The sequence below is a fragment of the Nonomuraea sp. NPDC048826 genome (assembly GCF_043198225.1).
In the GTDB taxonomy this organism is placed as follows: domain Bacteria; phylum Actinomycetota; class Actinomycetes; order Streptosporangiales; family Streptosporangiaceae; genus Nonomuraea.
Genome location: NZ_JBICUQ010000005.1, coordinates 678,025 through 697,671, shown reverse-complemented (window position 1 = coordinate 697,671; position 19,647 = coordinate 678,025). Strand labels below are relative to the sequence as shown.

At 71.9% G+C, this 19,647-nt stretch carries 20 protein-coding genes; 6 read left to right on the top strand and 14 right to left on the bottom strand.

What is annotated here, in order from left to right; genetic code table 11:
• Window positions 1-13: 13 nt before the first annotated feature.
• Together ACGFI7_RS21545 and ACGFI7_RS21540 are read right to left on the bottom strand one after the other, a co-directional pair.
• Window positions 14-814, bottom strand: coding sequence for a GNAT family N-acetyltransferase (locus ACGFI7_RS21545; RefSeq protein WP_393407014.1), 801 nt, complete (start codon window positions 812-814; stop codon window positions 14-16).
• Window positions 815-920: 106 nt separating this feature from the next.
• A complete protein-coding gene (locus ACGFI7_RS21540; protein WP_393407165.1) occupies window positions 921-1,427 on the bottom strand; it encodes an HNH endonuclease in 507 nt (168 codons plus the stop codon).
• A gap of 294 nt (window positions 1,428-1,721) precedes the next feature.
• Here ACGFI7_RS21540 and ACGFI7_RS21535 point away from each other — a divergent pair, with 294 nt between their 5' ends.
• From ACGFI7_RS21535 to ACGFI7_RS21520, 4 genes are read left to right on the top strand one after another with little or no spacing between them, the layout of a single operon-like run.
• Entirely contained in the window at window positions 1,722-3,776 is a 2,055-nt protein-coding gene (locus ACGFI7_RS21535) for a prolyl oligopeptidase family protein (RefSeq protein ID WP_393407011.1), read from the top strand.
• A gap of 8 nt (window positions 3,777-3,784) precedes the next feature.
• A complete protein-coding gene (locus tag ACGFI7_RS21530) occupies window positions 3,785-4,576 on the top strand; it encodes a helix-turn-helix domain-containing protein (protein ID WP_393407008.1) in 792 nt (263 codons plus the stop codon).
• Between the two features lie 4 nt (window positions 4,577-4,580).
• A complete protein-coding gene (locus ACGFI7_RS21525) occupies window positions 4,581-4,925 on the top strand; it encodes a VOC family protein (protein WP_393407006.1) in 345 nt (114 codons plus the stop codon).
• A 31-nt stretch (window positions 4,926-4,956) separates the two neighbouring features.
• A complete protein-coding gene (locus ACGFI7_RS21520; RefSeq protein ID WP_393407003.1) occupies window positions 4,957-5,745 on the top strand; it encodes an endonuclease/exonuclease/phosphatase family protein in 789 nt (262 codons plus the stop codon).
• Here the strand turns inward: ACGFI7_RS21520 and ACGFI7_RS21515 are convergent.
• The 7 genes from ACGFI7_RS21515 to purU form a co-directional block, all read right to left on the bottom strand.
• Window positions 5,715-6,509, bottom strand: a complete 795-nt coding sequence (locus tag ACGFI7_RS21515; RefSeq protein WP_393407001.1) for a polyphosphate polymerase domain-containing protein — start codon at window positions 6,507-6,509, stop codon at window positions 5,715-5,717. The two genes, ACGFI7_RS21520 and ACGFI7_RS21515, sit on opposite strands and share 31 nt — an antisense overlap.
• Complete coding sequence (locus tag ACGFI7_RS21510; protein WP_393407163.1) at window positions 6,506-7,051, bottom strand: DUF4956 domain-containing protein; 546 nt, start codon at window positions 7,049-7,051, stop codon at window positions 6,506-6,508. The genes ACGFI7_RS21515 and ACGFI7_RS21510 overlap by 4 nt, the downstream gene beginning before the upstream one ends.
• Window positions 7,052-7,188: 137 nt before the next feature.
• Window positions 7,189-7,854 (bottom strand): response regulator transcription factor, encoded by a 666-nt coding sequence (locus ACGFI7_RS21505; protein ID WP_393406999.1) that lies wholly within the window; start codon window positions 7,852-7,854, stop codon window positions 7,189-7,191.
• Complete coding sequence (locus tag ACGFI7_RS21500) at window positions 7,851-9,197, bottom strand: ATP-binding protein (RefSeq protein ID WP_393406997.1); 1,347 nt, start codon at window positions 9,195-9,197, stop codon at window positions 7,851-7,853. The genes ACGFI7_RS21505 and ACGFI7_RS21500 overlap by 4 nt, the downstream gene beginning before the upstream one ends.
• 42 nt (window positions 9,198-9,239) lie before the next feature.
• Window positions 9,240-9,674, bottom strand: coding sequence for a hypothetical protein (locus ACGFI7_RS21495; protein ID WP_393406994.1), 435 nt, complete (start codon window positions 9,672-9,674; stop codon window positions 9,240-9,242).
• Window positions 9,675-9,755: 81 nt separating this feature from the next.
• The gene (locus tag ACGFI7_RS21490) at window positions 9,756-10,619 is read right to left on the bottom strand and encodes an SDR family oxidoreductase (RefSeq protein ID WP_393406991.1); all 864 of its coding nucleotides are present in this window, start codon (window positions 10,617-10,619) and stop codon (window positions 9,756-9,758) included.
• Between the two features lie 42 nt (window positions 10,620-10,661).
• Window positions 10,662-11,513 (bottom strand): formyltetrahydrofolate deformylase, encoded by an 852-nt coding sequence (gene purU, locus ACGFI7_RS21485; protein ID WP_393406988.1) that lies wholly within the window; start codon window positions 11,511-11,513, stop codon window positions 10,662-10,664.
• Window positions 11,514-11,645: 132 nt separating this feature from the next.
• Between purU and ACGFI7_RS21480 the strand changes: the two genes are divergently transcribed.
• Window positions 11,646-12,590, top strand: a complete 945-nt coding sequence (locus tag ACGFI7_RS21480; protein WP_393406986.1) for an anion permease — start codon at window positions 11,646-11,648, stop codon at window positions 12,588-12,590.
• On the top strand, window positions 12,587-13,237 hold the full coding sequence (locus ACGFI7_RS21475) for a DUF47 domain-containing protein (RefSeq protein WP_393406982.1): 651 nt from the start codon (window positions 12,587-12,589) through the stop codon (window positions 13,235-13,237). Before ACGFI7_RS21480 ends, ACGFI7_RS21475 begins: the two co-directional genes overlap by 4 nt.
• A 15-nt stretch (window positions 13,238-13,252) precedes the next feature.
• Here ACGFI7_RS21475 and ACGFI7_RS21470 read toward each other — a convergent pair whose 3' ends face one another.
• The 5 genes from ACGFI7_RS21470 to ACGFI7_RS21450 form a co-directional block, all read right to left on the bottom strand.
• Window positions 13,253-14,029, bottom strand: coding sequence for a hypothetical protein (locus tag ACGFI7_RS21470; protein ID WP_393406979.1), 777 nt, complete (start codon window positions 14,027-14,029; stop codon window positions 13,253-13,255).
• A gap of 76 nt (window positions 14,030-14,105) precedes the next feature.
• Window positions 14,106-15,812 carry a tetratricopeptide repeat protein gene (locus ACGFI7_RS21465; protein WP_393406976.1) on the bottom strand — a complete coding sequence of 569 codons (1,707 nt, stop codon included), beginning with the start codon at window positions 15,810-15,812 and terminating at the stop codon, window positions 14,106-14,108.
• 193 nt (window positions 15,813-16,005) lie between these two features.
• Window positions 16,006-17,232, bottom strand: coding sequence for a DMT family transporter (locus ACGFI7_RS21460; RefSeq protein WP_393406973.1), 1,227 nt, complete (start codon window positions 17,230-17,232; stop codon window positions 16,006-16,008).
• Between the two features lie 279 nt (window positions 17,233-17,511).
• On the bottom strand, window positions 17,512-17,997 hold the full coding sequence (locus ACGFI7_RS21455; RefSeq protein WP_393406971.1) for a GNAT family N-acetyltransferase: 486 nt from the start codon (window positions 17,995-17,997) through the stop codon (window positions 17,512-17,514).
• Window positions 17,994-19,532 (bottom strand): XRE family transcriptional regulator, encoded by a 1,539-nt coding sequence (locus ACGFI7_RS21450; protein WP_393406969.1) that lies wholly within the window; start codon window positions 19,530-19,532, stop codon window positions 17,994-17,996. Before ACGFI7_RS21450 ends, ACGFI7_RS21455 begins: the two co-directional genes overlap by 4 nt.
• Window positions 19,533-19,647: the final 115 nt, after the last annotated feature.

Genomic DNA, 19,647 nt, shown 5'->3' with positions numbered 1-19,647 from the left:
GTCACCACCGTCGTCAGGGCCGGATGGTCACCTGGGCGTAGTCGGCGACCGGTTCGAACCCGATCGACTGGTAGACCGCGTTGCTCGTCGGGTTGGCCAGGTCGGTGAAGAGCACGATCTGGTCGCAGCGTTCCGCCAGCCCGACCGTGCACACGTGGGCGGTGACGGCGGCCCCGTACCCTCGCCTGCGGCGCGCCGGCGGCGTGTAGACCGGGGCGACGCGGCAGACGCCGCCGACCGCGACGGACAGCCCGGCCATCGACACCGGCTCGCCGCCGTCCTCCCACAGGAACAGCTCGCCCGCGGCCACCCGCCGCGTGACGCGGGACATGATGTCGCCCCCTTCGAGCGCCACCTCGTCGAAGAAGGCCCGGGTCCAGCCCGCGAGCAGCGGCACGTCGTCGCCGGTTGCGGGCCTGCCGCGGCCGGGCGCCTGGGGGACGGTGAGCGTGCCCAGCCGGTAGAGCCGCTCGGGCAGCACCCGGCCGGGGCTGCCCAGCGCGTGCTGCACCTCGCGGGTGACTTCTACCGGCCCGACGAACTCCGGGACGTCGCCCCCCAGGGCCGCCACGAGCGGCGCGATGGCCTCGACCGGCATCCGGGCCAGCACGCAAGGGTGCGGCGGGGTGCGGAAGACGGCGCCGCGCACCTGGCCGCCGTCGGTCCACCAGCCGTAGAGCGCGCCGTCGGCGGGCAGGCCCGCGCGGATCCCGGCCAGGGCGGTGAGGGCGACCGTGTTGCGCACGGGGTCGGCCATCAGGAACGGCTCAGCTGCCTTGGCGTACGCCTCCACGTCCCGGGTGAATGTCCACATACCCGGATGGTGGCAGGCAGGAGGCGGGCGCCGCAAAGGGCGCGCAAAGGGCGCGCAAAGGGCGCGCAAGGGGACCGCGGGCCCGGCACGGGGTGCCGGGCCCGGGTCAGGCCGCCGCCTCCAGGTAGGGCGCCCATTGGGGGTCGCCGATGAGCGAGGCGCCGATCAGCCGCCAGTGAGCGCCCCGCGGGACGGACGGGGCGACCCGCAGGGACCATCCGAGCTCCTCAAGGAACTTGTCGGCCTTCCTGTGGTTGCACGGCGAGCACGAGGCGACGCAGTTCTCCCACGTGTGCGTGCCGCCCTTGGAGCGGGGGACGACGTGGTCGATGGTCTCGGCCCGCTGCCCGCAGTAGGCGCACCGGTAGTCGTCGCGCCGCATGAGGGCGGCCCTGGTCAGGGGGATGCGGGACCGGTACGGGATGCGGACGTATCGTCTGAGCCGGATGACCGACGGCACGTCGAGGGTGCGACTGGCGGAGCGCAGCACGGCTCCGCGGCCGTCGCGGTGGACGATGTCGGCCTTCTCCCGCAGCACGAGCACGATGGCGCGGTGCAGGGAAAGCGTGGTCAGGGGCTCGTAGGTGGCGTTGAGCAGCAGGACTTGGCGCATCATCGGGCCTCTCCCTGCTGCACCCGTATCAAAGGGGACATGCCGCGGCATGTCCCGGCTATTCGCCCCTCCTGGGGCATCGACACAACCCTCACGTGGACCTCCGCCGGACGGCCCAGCGGATGGACACCACGGCACCGTCCTGTCAGCAAGTCTGGCGTTTACCGCAGCGTCCCCGCCACCCCTTAACCACCGGCCCGGAATGACCAGAGGGACGCACGTTACGGTTTATTCCCGCATCACCTGGGCTTTACGCCCGCCGCCGGGCCCCGTGCTGTGCCGTAGGGTTCGAGCATGACGCGAGAGTCCTACCCGGCGGCGCCACGCGAGGAGACCGCCGACGTCCTGCACGGCATCACCGTTCCCGACCCGTACCGCTGGCTGGAGGATCCCGGCAGCCCGGAGACGGAGCGTTGGCTGGTCGAGCAGGCCGAGCTGTTCAAGCGGTCGAGCGAGCCGCAGCGGTTCAAGTCGCGGATCGCCGAGCTGCTGAAGTCGGGGTCGGTGGGCACGCCCGCGTGGCGCGGCGGGCGCTACTTCTTCAGCCGCCGCACGCCCGAGCAGGAGCACGCGGTCTACTACGTGGTGGAGCCCGACGGCACCGAGCGGGCGCTGGTCGACCCGATGGCGCTCGACCCGTCGGGGCTGACGACGCTGGACGCGGTGCAGCCCGACAAGGAGGGGCGGCTGCTGGCCTACCAGATCTCGGTGGGCGGCGACGAGGAGTCGGTGCTCTACGTGATCGACGTGGCGACGGGCTCGCGGGTGGAGGGGCCGATCGACCGTTGCCGCTACTCGCCGATCGCTTGGCTGCCGGGCGGGGAGGCGTTCTACTACGTGCGCCGGCTGCCGAGCACGGAAGTGCCGGAGGACGAGCGGCAGTTCCACCGCCGCGTCTACCTGCACCGGATCGGCACGTCCACCGAGGACGACGTGATGATCTTCGGTGACGGCATGAAGATGACCAACTACTACGGCGTCTCGGTGTCGCGCGACGGCCGCTGGCTGCAGATCTCGGCCAGCGAGGGCACGGCCCCGCGCAACGACCTGTGGATCGCCGACCTGACCTCCTCCGCCGCCGACCGGCCGGAGCTGCGGGTGGTGCAGGAGGGCGTCGACGCGCAGACCGGGCTGGTGTTCGGCCGCGACGGCCGGGTCTACGTGCACACCGACCGCGACGCGCCCCGGGCCCGGGTGTGCGTCACCGACCCGGAGCGGCCGGAGTTCGAGGCCTGGCGCGACCTGATCCCGCAGGACCCGGAGGCGGTGCTGTCCGACTTCGCGATCCTCGACGACCTCGACCGCCCGGTGATGCTGGTGGGCTGGACCCGCCACGCGATCAGCGAGATCAGCGTGCACGACCTGGCGACCGGCGAGCGGCTCGGCCAGGTGCCGACGCCCGGCCTGGGCACCATCGGCGGCATCGCGGAGCGGCCGGAAGGCGGCCACGAGGCGTGGTTCGGCTACACCGACAACACCACCCCGCCGACCATCCAGCGCTACGACGCGCGGACGGGCGAGACCACGCTCTGGGCCGCCTCGCCGGGCGCGGTGGACGTCCCCACGGTCCGCACCGAGCAGGTGGTCTACCGGTCGAAGGACGGCACGGACGTGCGCATGCTCGTCATCGCGCCGGTCGAAGGCGAGGGGCCGAGGCCGACGATCCTCTACGGGTACGGCGGGTTCGGGGTGTCGATGACCCCGGGTTACTCGGCGTCGATCCTGAGCTGGGTCGAGGCGGGCGGCGTGTACGCGATCGCCAACCTGCGCGGCGGCGGCGAGGAGGGCGAAGACTGGCACCGCTCGGGCATGCTCGGCCACAAGCAGAACGTGTTCGACGACTTCCACGCGGCGGCCGAGCATCTCATCGAGACCGGCGTGACCACCCCCGCCCTGCTCGGCATCTCGGGCGGCTCCAACGGCGGCCTGCTGGTGGGCGCCGCGCTCACCCAGCGCCCCGAGCTCTATCGGGCCGTGGTCTGCTCGGCGCCGCTGCTCGACATGATCCGGTACGAGAAGTTCGGGCTGGGCGCGACCTGGAACGTCGAGTACGGTTCGGCCGACGACCCCGAGCAGTTCGGCTGGCTGCGCGCCTACTCTCCTTACCACCAGGTCAAGGAGGGGGTGCGTTATCCCGCGACGCTGTTCACGGTGTTCCAGTCCGACACCCGGGTGCACCCGCTGCACGCGTGGAAGATGTGCGCCGCGCTCCAGCACGCCACCGCCGGCGACGGGCCGATCCTGCTGCGCAACGAGACCGAGGTGGGCCACGGCGCCCGCTCGATCAGCCGGTCGGTCGACCTGTCGGCCGACACGCTGACCTTCATGGCGAAGCAGCTCGGCCTATAGTCGAAAACATGAGCGAACGGGGACTGACCATGGCCGGGTCGGTCCCCGGCGCTGCCCTCCGCCCCTACGCGCGTCGCCTGGCCGACTACCGCGAGGACCACGGCGAGCCGCTGACCCGGGTCGAGCCGGCCATCACGGGCGTGGTGCTGATCCTCGGGTTCGCCGGGCCGATGGAGGTGGACGGCGAGCGGCTGGTCTCGTTCGGGGCCGGGCCGTCCGACCGGTTCACAATCACCCGGATGACCGAGCCGACCGAGGGGGTGCAGGTCGATCTCACGCCCTTCGGGGCCAGGCGGTTGTTCGGGATGCCGCTGCGGCACCTGGCCAACCTGGCGGTGCCGGCCGGTGAGCTGCTCGGCCGGTGGGGGCGGGAGGCGGCCGAGCGGCTGGCCGCCGCGCCGCCCGGGGCGGAGCGGCTGGCGCTGGCCGAACGGCTGCTCGCCGGGCGGCTGGCCGACGGGCCCGAGCCTGATCAGGAGGTCCGGTGGGCGTGGGCGCGGCTGCTGGAGTCGGGCGGCGCGGTCCCGGTCGCGTCGCTGGCCGCGGCGCTGGAGCGCAGCCACCGCCACCTGGTGTCCCGCTTCCGCGACCAGGTCGGGCTGACGCCGAAGGCGGCGGCGCGGGTGATCCGCTTCCACCGGGCGGCGGAGCAGTTGCGCTCGGGCGCCGCGATCGCCGAGGTGGCGGCGGCGTGCGGCTTCTACGACCAGGCGCACATGAACCGCGAGTTCCGCGTGCTGGCCGCGGTCACGCCCGGTCAGATTCGTCCAAGACCCAGGATGCCGGCCGCCGGACACTGATCTCATGAAGGTCTACGCACTCTCCCGCTACCCCGACTGCGCCGCGGCGATCGACTTCCTCACCGGCGCCTTCGGTTTCAAGGCGCAGGACGTGTCCAAGGACGACGAGGGCGCGGTGGTTCACGCCGAGCTGGCCGTCGGCGACGACGTGATCATGCTGGGGCGGGGCGCCACCGGCGGTCCCGGCGTCTACATCGCCGTGGAGGACGTCGACGCCCACCACGACCGCGCCGTGGCGGCCGGCGCGAAGATCACCATGGAGCTGGTGGAGCAGCCGTACGGCTCCCGCGAGTACGCCGCCGTGGACCCGCAGGGCAACACCTGGTTCTTCGGCACCTATCGTCCGTGACGGGCCCGCGCGGCGGGGCAGTGGCCTTCGCATGCGCGTGCTGACCATGAACCTGTGGGCCCGCCACGGCGACTGGCCCGCCCGCCGCGACGTGCTGGCGAGCGGCCTGCGCGAGCTGCGGCCGGACCTGGTCGCGTTTCAGGAGTCCGTGGTCCACGAAGGGTACGACCAGGTCGCCGACCTGCTCGGGGACGGCTACCACGTGGTCCACCAGAGTCACGGCGAGCCCGACGGCACCCGGGCGTCGATCGCGAGCCGGTGGCCGCTGGGCGCCGCGCGCCAGGCCAGGATGCCCGTGACGCGGCGGGTCGACCTGACGGAGTTCGCCGCGTGGGTGGGCGTCGTCGAGGTGCGCGGTCCCGTACCGCTGATCTTCATGAACCACAAGCCGTCGTTCCGGCTCGGCCACGAGCGGGAACGCGAGCTGCAGGCGGTGGCGTCGGCGCGGCTGGCGGAGCGGATGCTCGCCGGCCGCGACCTGCCGGTGGTGGTGGCCGGCGACTTCGACGCCACGCCGGACTCGGCCGGTCTGCGGTTCTGGCGCGGGCTGCAGTCGCTGGAGGGCATGAGCGTCTGCTACCGGGACGCCTGGGAGTGGGCGCACCCGGACGCGGACGGGCACACCTTCAGCCCGGTGAACCCGCTGGTGACCGAGGGCAACTGGCCGAGGGAGACCGGGCGGCGGATCGACTACGTGCTGGTGCGCTGCGGGCCCACCGGGCCTCCGCTGGGGCTGGAGGCGTGCTTCCGGGTGTTCGACCGGCCGGTGGGCGGCGTGTGGGCGAGTGATCACTTCGGTGTGGTGGCCGATCTGAAGTAGTGACGCAGCACCCGGTGCCACGGGTTGGCCCGGACGTCCAGCAGGGCGGCGACGCCGAGGCAGTACTTGCTGACGTTCACCGGGCGGATCCCCATGCGGCGCAGCGCCCGGTCGGCGGCGGCGTCCCCGTCGGCGGACTTCGACTCCAGCAGGACGCGGTCGCGCCGGGCCGGGAGCGCCCGCCGGCCGTCGTGGCAGACGAGGCCGCTGTCGCAGGTCAGCCGGGCGGCCCCGGACCGGTCGACGAGGGTGACCCGGCGGTAGTCGGTGGACAGCACCGGGCCGAGCGACGCCGGCCTGGGCAGCCGCAGCCCGGAGGCCAGGGTGGTGGAGAGGTAGTCGAGCGCCTCGGGGGTGAGCGCGTGCGGGGCCGCGCCGTCGTACGGGATGCGCTGTTTGTCGGTGCTGCCGCTCGCGCCCTTCAGCTTCACCTCCAGCCAGCGCCCGCCGCCGTCCAGGTACGTGCGCGTACGGATCTTGAAGCGGCGGCGGCGCTGCTGCCGGTGCTGGCGGAAGGTGAGCAGGTCCGGCGTGTCGAAGTAGGTGGAGGTGTAGCGGAACTGGCGCCGCCCGCCGATCTCCAGCACCGCGAACCGGTCGCCGAGCTCGCCGGCCAGGCGCGGCAGGACGGAAGCGGGCACCAGGTACTTGCGGTCCACCCGGGACATCAGGGGGGCATGAGCGGCGACCTCCTCCAGCGTGACGGGCGCCAGGCCGGCGGCCACCCCGGCGAGCAGGACCCCGGCGTCGGGCCACTCGGTCATCGCCACGCCACCGCCCGCCGCTCCGCCGGGGCCTCGTAGCGGACGTCCACCACGGTGACGTCCCGCACGTAGTCGACCTGGGTGACCACGCACTGCAGCACCCGCCCGCCGAGCCGGCTCTCCAAATCGGCGCGGAGCAGGGCGGGGTCGGTGTGCACCACGTCCAGCGTCACCACCTGCTGGCAGGTACGGCCGAGCAGCCGCGGGTGGTCGGCCACGTACATCACCGCCAGCAGCGCCGCGTCGAGGAACAGCGCGGTCAGCGGCCAGGCCGCGGCGATGCCGTTGACCAGGCCGAGCGCGATGGCGATGAAGTAGTACGCGATCTCCTGCTGGGTGATCTCCGCGGACCGGAGCCGGATGATGGCCAGCACGCCGAACAGCCCGAACCCGACCGCCAGGTCCACCCGCTGGACCAGCATGAGCGAGACCACGGCGAAGATGCCGGTGTTCAGCGCCACGTAGGCGAAGAGCAGGTCGCGCCGGTGATGGCGGCGGTAGTACAGGCCGTACGCGAGCGTGACGATCGCGGCCAGGTCCATCGCGAAGGCGAGGAGCGTGGTCGGTCTCAAGGGTCCTCCCGGGGGGTCTTGCGCTGTCGTGAACAGCGTCGCGCCCGGCGGTGAAGCGCCTGTGAGCCGATCGTGAGGACGTTCTCATCCAGGACGGCGCCGCCGGTTCACGGGGTCGCCCGCAGCCGGTAGCCCGTCCCCCGCACGGTCTCGATCCGTTCGGCGCCGATCTTGCGGCGCAGGTAGCGCACGTACACGTCGACCACGTTGGAGCCCGGGTCGAAGTCGAACCCCCACACGTGGCTGAGCAGTTGCTCCCGCGTCAGCACCTGGTCGGGGTGGCGGCAGAACGCCTCCGCGAGCGCGAACTCCCGCGTCGACAGATCCACCGCCCGCTCCCCCACGTACGCGCGCCGCGTGCGCAGGTCGAGCGCCAGGTCGGCGACCCGCAGCACGGTCACTTCGGGGGCGCGGTCGGCGCGCAGCCGCAGCCGCACCCGGGCCAGCAGTTCCTCGAACGCGAACGGCTTGGCGATGTAGTCGTCGGCGCCGCCCTCCAGCCCGGCCACCTTGTCGGTGACGCTGTCGCGGGCGGTCAGGATGATCACCGGGATGCCGACCTTGGCCTCCCTGAGCCGCCGCAGCACCGTGAAGCCGTCGCTCAGCGGCAGCCCGATGTCCAGGATGAGCAGGTCGAACGCGCCGCTGCCCGCCATGTCGAAGGCGGCCGGGCCGTCGCTCACCACGGCGGTGACGAAGCCGTTGCCGCGCAGCCCCTTCTCCACGAAGGACGCGATCCGCGCCTCGTCCTCGGCGATCAGAATCCGGTTCACCGTACCTCCCGCATCGGGATCGTGATCACGAAACGCGCCCCGCCCCCGGGGGCGTCCTCCACCGCGACGACGCCGCCGTGGGCCTCGGCGATGGATCTGACGATGGCCAGGCCGAGCCCGGCGCCCTCGTGCGCGCCGGTCCGCCCGCCGGCCCGTACGAACCGCCGGAAGATCCGCTCACGGTCGGCGATCGGCACGCCCGGCCCGTCGTCGCGCACCCACAGCCGCACGGCCCCGTCCTGTACGGCGGAGCCGACGGTGATCCGGCCGTCGGCGGCGGTGTGGCGCACGGCGTTGGCCGCGAGCTGCATGAGCGCCTGCGTGAGCCGCTGCCGGTCGGCGAGGACGCGCGCCTCGGCGACCTCGTCCACCCGCCAGCGCCGCTCGCCGAGCGCCCGCGCCTTGGCCACCACGCTGACGGTCAGATCGGCCAGCTCGACCACCTCGACGTCGAGGAAGCCGGGCTGCTCGGCCTTGGCCAGGGTGAGCAGGTCGTCGACCATCCGGTTCATCCGGTCCAGCTCGTCGGTGACCAGGGCGAGGGTCTCGGCCCGGTCGTCGGGGTCGTCGCCCATCAGCTCCAGGTGGCCGCGGATCACCGTGATGGGGGTGCGCAGTTCGTGGCCGGCGTCGTCGACGAAGTCCCGCTGCACGGCGAAGGCCTGTTCGAGCCGGTCGAGCATGCGGTTGAAGGTGCCGGCCAGCGCGGACACGTCGTCGTCCCCGGGCACGTCGAGCCGCCTGGTGAGGTCGGAGGAGTCGCTGATCCGCTCGGCCGTCTGCCGCACCAGCCGGACAGGGGTAAGCACCCGCCCCGCCACGAACCAGCCCGCCGCGCCGGCCAGCACCAGCGACGCCAGCGACGCGAGGGCGAGCACGCGCATCGCGTCCAGCACCTCGTCGCGGTAGTGGTCGTAGAAGACGGCGATGACGAGCTGCCCCCGCCGGGCGTCGCCGGTCACCTCGACCGGGATGACGGCGTAACGGACGGTGCCTGCGGCGCTCTCGGTCTCGCCGCTCACCGGCTCGGTGGCCCGGCCCAGGCGGGCCACGAGCGCGTCGTCGGTGTCGAGCCGGGCCGGCGGCGGGACCCCGGTCACCTTGTGCGGCCGCCCGTCCACGATCGTGAAGAACGTCTCCCACTCGTCGGGCGGGTTGTAGGACAGGTAGTCGGCCAGCAGCGTGTCCACGTCACGGGCGTCGACGGCGGTCGCGGCGTAGCGGCGCAGCTTCTCCGCCTCGTTGCCGAACTCGGCGTCGATCCGGTCGTCGATCAGCCGGTCGAGGATCGCCCAGGTGGCGAAGATCGCCACGGAGAGGGCGAGCGCGACGACCGCGAGCATCCATCCGACGATGCGGCCCCGGGCCGTCACCCGCATGCCGGATCAGTCATCGTCACCGTCGTCGCCGTCATCGTCGCCGTGATCGTCGCCGTCGTCATCGTCGTCGTCCCCGCCCGGCCTGGGCGACGGGGGTCTGACGGGTTCGGCCTTGGCCTCACGCGACACGGACGGGGTCCTGGCGGACGCCTCAGGCGTGTCGTCCTCGCTCGCGGGAGTCTCGGGCGCGGGGGTCGCCGTGCTCTCCGTGGGCTGGGGGGTCGCCGCGTCCTCCGTGGGCTCGGGGATCGCCGCGTCCTCGGTGGGCTCGGGAATCGCCGCGTCCTCGGTGGGCTCGGCGTTGCCGGGCGGCTCGTTCGAGACCACCACCGGCCCGCCCAGCTCAGGACCGCTCGCGGCCACCCGGACGAATCCGATCGTCACGACCGCGGCCACGAGCAGTCCGGCCAGGATGGCGAGGAGGGGCGCTCGGCTCTTCATGCGGTCCAGCATGCCGGTTCACGAGGAGAGCCGCCTGAAAGCCGGATGAGAGAACTCTCATCCGGCCTGCGTTCGGCATGGTCAGCCGGGCAGCGTCTCCCCGCCGATGGGCGCCAGCACCTCGCCGGTGTAGTACGACGACATCAGCTCCGAGGCGAAGAACACGTACGAGGGCGCGATCTCGTCGGGGTCGGCCGCCCGCTTCATCGGCACCTGCTTGCCGAAGTCCTCGACCTTCTCCTTGGGGAACGTGGCCGGGATGAGCGGCGTCCAGACCGGGCCGGGCGCCACGGCGTTGACCCGGATGCCCCGGTCGACCAGGTTCTGCGCCATCGCGTAGGTGAAGGCGTTGATCGCACCCTTGGTCGCGGAGTAGTCGAGGAGCGTCTTGTTGCCGCGCAGGCCGTTGATCGAGGACGTGTTGACGATCGCCGACCCCTCCCTCAGGTGGGGCAGCGCCGCCTTGGTGACGCGGTAGTAGCTGTGGATGTTGACCGCGAACGTGCGCTCCCACTGCTCGTCGGTCAGCTCCTCCAGCGAGTCGGCCGGCTCCTGGTAGGCGACGTTGTTCACGACGACGTCCAGGCCGCCCAGCTCTGAGACGGTGCGCTCGACGACCTGGACGCAGTGGTCGCGGTCGCCCAGGTCGCCGGGGAGCAGCACGCAGCGCCGCCCTTCGGCCTCGATCAGCTTCCTGGTGTGGTTGGCGTCCTCGTGCTCGCTCAGGTAGGCGATCGCGACGTCGGCGCCTTCCTTGGCGAAGGCGATCGAGACGGCCCGCCCGATGCCGGAGTCGCCTCCGGTGACGAGCGCCCGCTTGCCGGCGAGCAGGCCCCTGCCCTCGTAGCGGCGCATCTCGTCGCGGGGCTCCGGCGCCATCTCGCCGGAGTCTCCGGGATAGGACTGGGTCTGCGGAGGTGGTGTGGCGTTCGGTTCTTCAGGCATGTCCAGCGCGTGCCCCGGTGGGGGCACGGCTAACACGGGAGCTCAGCGCGGGAACACGATCGTCTTGTGGCCGTCGAGCAGGACGCGCTGCTCGGTGTGCCACTTGACCGCCCTGGCCAGGGTCAGGCTCTCGACGTCGCGGCCGATGGCGGCCAGGTCTTCGGGCGAGTGGCTGTGGTTGACCCGGGCGACCTCCTGCTCGATGATCGGCCCCTCGTCGAGGTCGGACGTGACGTAGTGGGCGGTCGCGCCGATCAGCTTGACGCCGCGGTCGTGCGCCTGGCGGTAGGGTTTGGCGCCCTTGAACGACGGCAGGAACGAGTGGTGGATGTTGATCGCGCGCCCGCTCAGCTTGGCGCAGAGCCCCTCCGACAGCACCTGCATGTAGCGGGCCAGCACCACGAGGTCGACCTGGTAGTGCTCGACCAGCGCGAGCACCTCGGCCTCCTGCTTCGGCTTGGTGTCGGGCGTGACCGGCAGGTGGTGGTAGTCGATGCCGTGGGACTGGGTCAGCGGGCGCAGGTCGGGGTGGTTGGAGACGACCGCGACCACCTCGATGTCGAGGGCGCCGCTGCGCACCCGGTAGAGCAGGTCGTTGAGGCAGTGGTCGAACCGGCTGACCATGATCAGCACCTTGGGCTTCCTGGCCACGTCGCGGAGCTGGAACTCCATGCCGAAGTCGGGGGCCAGGGCGGCGAAGGCGGCACGCACCTCGTCCTCGCCGAGCGGTGAGGCGAACTGCACCCGCATGAAGAAGCGCGCGCTGTCGCGGTCGCCGAACTGCTGGCTCTCGGTGATGTTGCAGCCGTGTCCGGACAGCAAACTGGACACGGCGGCCACGACTCCGGGCCGGTCGGGGCAGGACAGCGTGAGGACGTACTCGGCAACGCTCATGGATCGCTCTCGGTGAGGTCTGCGCGGCTGATCCATCGAGATTACCGCCCCGCGAACCACGCCCTCACCTGCCTTATTCACTCGATCTTGGGTAGATCTCCGGTATAGGCCCGTCTTTCCGGAGGTTGCCCCATGCCCGTGGACGCCGTGGTGCTCTTCGCCGTCGCCGGGCTGTTCGCGATCGTGTCGGGCATGAACGACGGCGGCGCGCTCCTGGCCACCGGGCTCAAGCTGCCTGCCCTGCGTCCCGCCACCGGCATCCTGGCCATGGTCGTGGTGATCGCGCTGGTGCCGCTGGCCACCCACGAGGTGGCTCTGACGCTGGTGAACCGGCTGGCCACCTTCGACGGCCCCGGCGGCCGGGCGGCCACCGCGATCGCCGTGCTGAGCGCGCTGGCCGTGGTCACCGTGCTGACCGCCAAGGGCCGGCCGACCAGCCTCACGCTGGCCCTGGTCGGCGGGCTGACCGGGGCGGGCCTGGGCTGGGGGCTGCCGGTCTCGGGTCCGTACGTGGCGCTGGTGCTCGGCTTCGGGCTGGCCGCGCCCTTCGTGGGCGGCCTGGTGGCGTGGGCGGTGACGACGCTGCTGGTCCGGTTCTCCAACGTGCGCCAGCTGAGCGGCTGGCACCGGATCGGGTTCGCGCTGCAGATCATCGCGTACGCGGCCAACGACGGGCAGAAGATGCTGGCCATCTTCATGATCGCGATTGGTTTCTCGGACGCGCCGCCGCGGTACACGATCCTGGTGGCCGTGCTGTTCGGCCTCGGCGCGATGTACGGGCTGCCGAAGGCGGGCCGCACGCTCAGCCGGGAGATCATCGCCTTCCGCCCGCTGCACGGCGTCGCGGCGGAGCTGTCGGCCGGGACCGCCGTGCTCGGCTGTTCCGCCGTGGGCATGCCGGTCAGCATGACGCAGGCGATCGCCGGCGGGCTGATCGGCGCGGGCGTGGTGCGCGGCAGCGGCCGGGTCCGCTGGTACGCGGCTGTCAAGATCGTGGTGGCCTGGGTGCTGACGTTGCCGGCCAGCGGCTTGCTGGCCGCGGTGGCGGCCTACGCCGGGAAGGGAGTCATGGGGTGAAGGGCGGCAGGCTGGTGAGGCGGCTGCGCAGGATCCGCGATCTGCTGACGGGGCGGATGGACACCGCGCTGTCCGACGCGCTGCTCGGTCAGTTGAAGGCCACCAAGGAGGGCGCGTGGCTGGCCATGGCGATGATCGGCGGCGAGGTCGGCAGGACGGGCGCGCACGAGCAGATGCGCACCATCGAGCACCTGGGCGACGAGGAGCGCCGTCTCCTGGTCGAGGAGCTGGAGTCGGCCCTGATCACGCCCATCGACCGGGAGGACCTGTTCCGCCTGTCGCGCTCGATCGACGACGTGCTGGACTCGCTGCGCGACTTCGTCCGTGAGTCGCATCTCTACCGCGTGCCCGACCAGATCCGCTTCACCCCGCTGCTCGACCAGGTGATCGTCGGCATCGACGCGCTGGAGACCGCCGTCCGCGACCTCGTCTCCAGCCCGTCGGCGGTGGTGCACGACGCGCTGGAGGCCAAGAAGGCCGGCAGCGCGATCCGGCGGATGTACCAGTACGAGATCTCCCGCATCTTCTCCGGGGAGCTGACGGCCGAGCGCATGAAAGAGCGCGAGCTCGTACGCCGCCTGGAGATCGTCGGCATCGCCATCAGCGAGGCCGCCGACTCGATCGCCGACGGCGCCATGAAACGCTGAGGCGGACGGAACGAGCTACGTCCGGTGGCCCAGCTCCTCCAGGGACATGGTCAGCAGGGAGCGGAGCAGGGACCCCGACACCCGTTCGTGCTCGGACTCGACGGACATCCCGGCCAGCACGTCGGCGCGGTAGGACTCCCGCGCGCCCGCGTCGGTGTAGGGCTGGGCGGTCAGCGCGACCACCACCGTCGCGCGGGTGCTCTCCGACGGCAGCACGGCCACGGCGTGAGTGCGCAGGCAGGTCTCGTCCGGCTCGCCGAACCAGCCGCACTTGACCCCCGACCCGGGCGCGCCCAGCGCCTCCCGGATGCCGAACGCCTGCTCGCCCGCCACCTGCCGCATCCACTCCAGCACGTCGCCCGCCACCGGGTCGCCGGCCAGCGCCGCCTGGGCGAGCGCGGCGTAGGCGGTCGCCACCTCGTCGGCGGCCACCTCGATCGAGCCGAACCTGGACGGGTCGCCGTTGTGCATCGGCCAGGAGACGCCGGTGCGCTGGTAAATGTCGTCCAGGATGACCAGCGGGCCGACGGCCAGCCACAGGCTGCGGGTGTCGGCGTTGGACGAGATGACCACGGCGGGCTCGGCGTGCCTGCGCCACCGCTCGGCGTCGGGGATGCGGCCGGCCGTCACCCACGCGTACAGCGGCTTGAGCAGGGAGGCGCAGCGCAGCCGGTGCGGCCCGGAGCGCACGGCCACGGTGCGCGCCGGCGGGCCGCCGTGGCCCCGGCTGACGCCGGCCGCCTGGGCGCTCGCGCCCGGCTGAAGATCGCATAGTAGCTGGTTGAACCCCACGCGCCCCACGCTAGCCGCCGAGCCGCCCGGGAGTCGGGTGATTGGGCCCGACGGTGACCCGTGGCGGCCGGAAGGCTCAGCTCCCGGCCGCGCGGGCCTCGTCCGCCTCGGCCTCCTCGGTACGGCCGAGCGCGCGCAGCGCGACCGCCCGGTTGGCGTACAGGTCGGGCTGCGGGCCCAGCTCGATCGCCCGCGTCAGGTCGTCCACCGCCCCTTCCAGGTCCCCGGTCTCGTACCGGAGCACCCCCCGGTTGCCCCAGGCGGCCACGAGCCCGGGCGCCCGCTCGATCGCCAGGTCCAGCGCCCGGCGCGCCTCCGCCGGCCGTTCCGCCGCCGTCTCCAGCTGGCCCAGCACCGTGAGCAGGTGCGGGTTCCCCGGCGCCCGCGCGAGCCCGGCCTCGACGTCCGCCCGCGCCTCCGCGTCGCGGTCCAGCGCGGCGAGCAGCCCGGCCCGGTTGATGTACGCGTCCACGTACGAGGGATCCAGCTCGATCACCATGGCCAGGTCGGCCAGGGCCTCGGCCATGTCCTCCTGGACGACGCGCACCTCGGCCCGGTTGTAGAACGCCTCGGGCAGCGGCGGCCCGACCCGCAGCGCCGACTCGTAGTCCGCCAGCGCCTCGGCGTACCGGCCCAGCTTGAACAGCAGGTTGCCGCGGTCGACGTAGTAGTCGGGGAACATCGGGTCGGCGGCGATGGCGGCGGAGTAGTCCTCCAGCGCCTCCTTGGCCAGGCCCAGCCCGGTCAGCAGCTGGGCCCGGTTGGCCAGCAGCACCATCCGGTGCACCGGATGCCGGTCGCCCAGCTCCCCGGCCAGCTCGATGGCCGACTCGACCAGCGCCAGCGCCTCGGCGGGGCGGCCCTCGCGCAGCTCGACCAGCGCCAGCCCGTTGCGGTCGAAGCCGAGCTTGAACGCCCGTTGCAGGCGGTCGGGCAGCAGCGTGGAGATGGCGATGGCCTGGTTGATCCAGCCGCGCGCCCTGCCCAGGTCGCGCCGCTCCGGGTCGGGGTCGCGGGCGTCCAGCATGGCCAGCCCGTACGCGGTGGCGGCGTGCACGGCCGGGTCCTGGCTGGACCGGCGGGCCCGCTCCCACACGACGCGCGCCTCGGCCCGCCGGCCGAGGCCGCCGAGCGCGGTCGCGGTGCGCTGGGCGAGCCGCCACCACCACTCGCCGCCGGGCTCGGCCCGCGCCAGCGCGCGCTCGCCCAGTTCGGCCGCCGCGTGCAGGAAGCCTTCCCGTACGCACCGGTCCACGAGCGTCCACAGCTCCCCGGCGCCGCGGGTGTCGGGCGGCGGGGCGGGGCCGTCGGCGTGCACGTCGATCTCCAGGACCGACGGCGGGACCCTGCGCCTGAGCACGTCGAGCAGCTCGGTGTCGGTGGGGTCGGCGTGGTCGGCGTTGCGGACTTCCACGCGGCAGCCCGGCTCCACGACTCCTCGGACGAACTCGGCGACCCCGTTGGCCAGCCGCAGCGTGCGGCGGGGCGCGGGGACGAGGATGCGCTCCTCGTCGGGCAGCAGCGCGTCGAGGGTCACCCTGCGGGCGGGTACGAGATCCGCGAGCGCCGGCGCGACGGCCCTGATCTCGATGTCGTGCTCGGTCACCAGCTCGGGGCACCGGTCGAGGGCCTCCGGCACCAGCCTGCCCAGAAGAGCCGCCCCGACGGTGTAAGGACCGAGCGGCTGCCGATGACCGTCGATGGCGGGCATCAGCAGCCGCGCGTTCCCGAACCGGGCGGGCGGACCGCCCTGAGCTCTGAGGTGGGACCTTCCCTCTGTCACCCCTGGTGAATGACGCTGGAGGTCCCGCCGAGCCGCACGGTTCCAGGCTTGCGGACAACGATGCGCTTCATCTTGCACCTCTTCACTGGGGTATTTTTCATTATTCGGACACCCCAGCGAATATCAAGATTTATACCCGATAAGTCAGACTATAATTACTGAGAAGTGTTCCACATTTCCACCGGCAATCAACCTATTGCGATCGAAACCGACAGGGGAAGGTCGCACCCGATCTTTTTCCGCCGGGTTCGTTCATGACCTCGCACAGGCACAGTCCCAGGCGCGGCACCGACTGGCAGCATCCCTTCTCGGCCTCGTTGCCGGCCCGGACGATCCGGCTGGCCCGCTCGATGAGCCGCTCCAGGCTCGGCTCCCCCGTCCCCTTGGCGGCGCGGCCCTGCCACGGGCAGGTCTCGGTGCTGAAGCACATCCCGGAGGCCGGCGTGCTCACCACCTGGCCGCCCAGGCGGAGCGGGTCCTCGCGCTTGCTCTTCAGCTCGCCCAGCACCCTCGACGCCCGCCGCGAGACCATGAGCAGGTCACGGCGGCGCGACTGGGGCTCGTCGAGCCCCGCCGAGCCGGACGACGGCACCGCGAGCAGCATCGCCGCCGCCATCAGCCCGCCGCCGAGCACCATGCTCCAGCCGATCTGCTCGCCGAACCAGAGCACCGAGATGGCCGCCACCCAGAACGGCTGCGACGACATCAGCACGGCGCTGGGCACCGCGGGCACGTGCGCCTGACCGTACGAGCGAGCCAGGAAGCCGAGCGCGCACGAGACCACGGACAGGTGGCCGAGCACCACCCAGTCGGACACGGTGCCCGGCGTCGTGATGCCGTCGCGCACGGCCACCACCCCGGTCAGCAGGCCGATGGCGCCGAGTTGGATGACCGTCAGCGCGTACGCGTTGAACTGCTCGCCCTTCCTGGTCAGGCGGGCCAGCAACAGCGTGTGACCCGAGTAGAGCGCCGCCGCGGAGAGCGTCACGCCGAGGGCCAGCAGCGAGAACCCGCCGTCCTCCACGCCGCGCAGCAGCGTGAACGCGGTCATGCCGGCCAGCGCCAGCACCACCCCGATCCACACCCGGGAGGGCACCCTGGCCTTGAACAGCGCCAGCGCCAGGATCGGTGTGATCACGACACTGCACCCGACGGCGAACCCCGAGACCGCCGCGGGCAGGCTGTCCAGCGCCACGGCCTGCGCGCTCTGCCCCACTCCGAACATGACACCCAGGACGATGCCGTTGACCCACGTCCCCCGGGAGAGCCCCCTCAGGCAGCCGGGCCGGATGGCGAGCAGCGTCAGGGCCGCCAGCGTGTAGCGCTCCGCGATCAGATCCTCGACCGGTAAGCGGTCGATGAGATCTTTCATCAGCGGGAAGGCCGACCCCCATGCGGCGCTGACGAACAACAGAAGCACGGCTCCCATGAGGGGTCGGGGAGCGGCCACGACTGCCATGCACGGAAGCATCTCACCGAGGTTCGCGGCAGCCGGATCGCTGATGGTCTGCGGTGATGCTCCTCTACCACCGGGAGTGAAGAGCCTCACTCGAAGGACCGGACATCCTTATCCTCTAAATTGAGCGAACCGGCAATTCCCCACATATCGCCGCGCTCTCTTCGGCCGCATCTGCCAACCACCAAAAGATCCCACAAAAAGGAAAAAGCGCCCAAAACGGGCGCTTTTCTGGGATGTCCCCTAGATTTCCGCGGGCGTGGAAGACAGCCGTTTCTCCCCGTAGACGACGGTGAGGCCGCCCACCCGTTCGCGCCCGATCTCCTGCCAGCCGTGCCGCTCGTACAGCGCCAGAGCGGCCCCCTGGTTGAGCGTGGTGTCGCCGCGCAGCCGCCGGAAGCCCAGCTCGGCCGCGCGCTGTTCGAGCGCGGAGAGCATGGCCGCGCCGTAGCCGCGCCGCTGGAACTCCGGATGCACCCGCAGCCGGCACACCTCGGCGCTCTCGCTGTCGACCGGTTTCAGCCCGCCCATGGCGACGACCCTCCCGCCGGCCTCACCGACCAGGAAATCGCCCCCGCACGCCAGGTAGATCTCCTGGATGCGGGGGAAGTCGTCGTCGTAGTAGACCCCGTCGCCCGGCACGAGACCCACCTCGGCGAGGCAGATCTGATGCAGGGTGAGGATGGTGTCGAGGTCAGACCACCGGTAGCGGCGAATCCTCAGCTTCATGCACCGCCAGTCCCTTCTCCCGCGGTGAGCGGCTGGCGCCGCAGCTGCGCTTGGTAGGCGGGCAGGGCCGGATGGTTGGGCTCACGGGCCTTGACCGACTGCTCCAGCGCGATCGCGGGACGCATGATGAAATCGGTGCGGTATTCGTCGCCGAGCAGGCGCAGCGCCTCGGTGCCGATGCGCAGCGCCTCGCCCGTCTCACCCTCGATCAGCCGGCACTGGGCCTGGTCCAGCCGGATCAGCGTCTGGTCGAGGATGTGGTCCTGATACTGGTGCAGCGCCTGGTCGAGCACGACCTCCGCCTCCAGGGTCTGGCCCAGCTTGGTGAGCACGTCGCCCTGGTAGAAGTAGAGCTGCTTCTCGGTGTAGCCGAAGGCCATGTCCTCGCGTTCGCCCCCCTTGATGTGGGAGAAGGCGTTGCGGGCCCGGGCGAGCGCCCGTTTGGCCTGGTCGACCACCTCTTTGCGGCTGTCGGTGCCCGAGAGCATGGCCAGCGCCCTGGCCTCGACGACCGGGGCCATGGCCTGCGCCGCGCACGGCGTCTGGCCGGCCAGGTCGCGGCTCTTCTTGGCGAGGTTGAGCGCCTCGCGGGCGTCGCCGTAGTAGAGCGGGACGAGCGCCTCGCGCGCGGTCACCCACGCGCGCAGGGCGCGGTCGCCGGTCTCGTCGGCGGCGGTGCGGCCGGTGCGGAAGAACGACCGGGCGAGCCGGTGGTCGCCCAGGTTGATCATGATCATGCCACTCAGCCCGGAGAGCTGGGCGGCCATCCGGCACAGCCGTTCCTGCAGGTCGATGGGCTGGCGCCGGGTCATCGCGTTGCGCACGGCGCTCAGCTCCAGCAGCACGTCGCAGAGCAGCCGGAGCGGCGCGGTGGTCGTGTACTGCCGGCCGAACGCGAGCGTGGCCTCCTCCCACTGGTCGAGCATGGCGGGAGAGACGGTGGACGACACGAGCGTGTAGTCCATCCGCCGGCGGATGCCCTCGCAGGCGCCCAGGATCGGGCCGTCGAGCTTGGTCGCGCCCGCGTCGTTGTCGAGCAGTTTCAGCAGGGCGCGCCGGAGGATGTTCTCGTCCTCCTCGCTGTCGACGTTCTTGTCGGGATGCAGCGACGGCGTGCGCAGCTCGGTGGGCTCCGGCAGCGCCGCGCCGTGCCGGCCGTTCACGTCGGCCCCGGCCAGGACCCCGGGCATCCGGTGGCCGTGGCCGCAGATGCACGGTCCGTCGTAGCCGAGAGAGGGGGGCTCGACGCGGTAGACGGTGCACAGGTAATGGAGGTATTCGGGGCCGGGGCGCTTCAGGCCGCTCTCGTACGCCGAGAGCAGGGTCTCGCCGATGCCCGGCGCGGGCTTCTCGTCGCGGTCGAACAGCGCTCTGACCTGTTCGATGACGTCGGCGAGCGCGATGCCGTGGGCGAGCCGGTGACCCTTGATCTTGGTCGTGCCGAACTGCGCCCCGCACGCCTCGTGGATCTCCTCAGCGATCTGGGCCGCGGTCCGGCCGGCGGCAAGGCCCTTGGCCCTGATCCGCCGTGCCATTTCCGTTTCCCTGTGCTGTCTGCCGGACATCCCGGCCCCTCTCACACATCTGTCCTGACCGGCTCACACCCTAGTCACTGAGAGTAGCGTCCAGGTTGCAGTCCGCCTAGCCTCG

Coding starts and splice junctions, on each gene's coding strand:
- ACGFI7_RS21545 (WP_393407014.1), bottom strand. CDS start 814: ATGTGGACATTCACCCGGGACGTGGAGGCGTACGCCAAGGCAGCTGAG.
- ACGFI7_RS21540 (WP_393407165.1), bottom strand. CDS start 1,427: ATGCGCCAAGTCCTGCTGCTCAACGCCACCTACGAGCCCCTGACCACG.
- ACGFI7_RS21535 (WP_393407011.1), top strand. CDS start 1,722: ATGACGCGAGAGTCCTACCCGGCGGCGCCACGCGAGGAGACCGCCGAC.
- ACGFI7_RS21530 (WP_393407008.1), top strand. CDS start 3,785: ATGAGCGAACGGGGACTGACCATGGCCGGGTCGGTCCCCGGCGCTGCC.
- ACGFI7_RS21525 (WP_393407006.1), top strand. CDS start 4,581: ATGAAGGTCTACGCACTCTCCCGCTACCCCGACTGCGCCGCGGCGATC.
- ACGFI7_RS21520 (WP_393407003.1), top strand. CDS start 4,957: ATGCGCGTGCTGACCATGAACCTGTGGGCCCGCCACGGCGACTGGCCC.
- ACGFI7_RS21515 (WP_393407001.1), bottom strand. CDS start 6,509: ATGACCGAGTGGCCCGACGCCGGGGTCCTGCTCGCCGGGGTGGCCGCC.
- ACGFI7_RS21510 (WP_393407163.1), bottom strand. CDS start 7,051: ATGGACCTGGCCGCGATCGTCACGCTCGCGTACGGCCTGTACTACCGC.
- ACGFI7_RS21500 (WP_393406997.1), bottom strand. CDS start 9,197: ATGCTCGCGGTCGTCGCGCTCGCCCTCTCCGTGGCGATCTTCGCCACC.
- ACGFI7_RS21495 (WP_393406994.1), bottom strand. CDS start 9,674: ATGAAGAGCCGAGCGCCCCTCCTCGCCATCCTGGCCGGACTGCTCGTG.
- ACGFI7_RS21490 (WP_393406991.1), bottom strand. CDS start 10,619: ATGCCTGAAGAACCGAACGCCACACCACCTCCGCAGACCCAGTCCTAT.
- purU (WP_393406988.1), bottom strand. CDS start 11,513: ATGAGCGTTGCCGAGTACGTCCTCACGCTGTCCTGCCCCGACCGGCCC.
- ACGFI7_RS21480 (WP_393406986.1), top strand. CDS start 11,646: ATGCCCGTGGACGCCGTGGTGCTCTTCGCCGTCGCCGGGCTGTTCGCG.
- ACGFI7_RS21455 (WP_393406971.1), bottom strand. CDS start 17,997: ATGAAGCTGAGGATTCGCCGCTACCGGTGGTCTGACCTCGACACCATC.
- ACGFI7_RS21450 (WP_393406969.1), bottom strand. CDS start 19,532: ATGGCACGGCGGATCAGGGCCAAGGGCCTTGCCGCCGGCCGGACCGCG.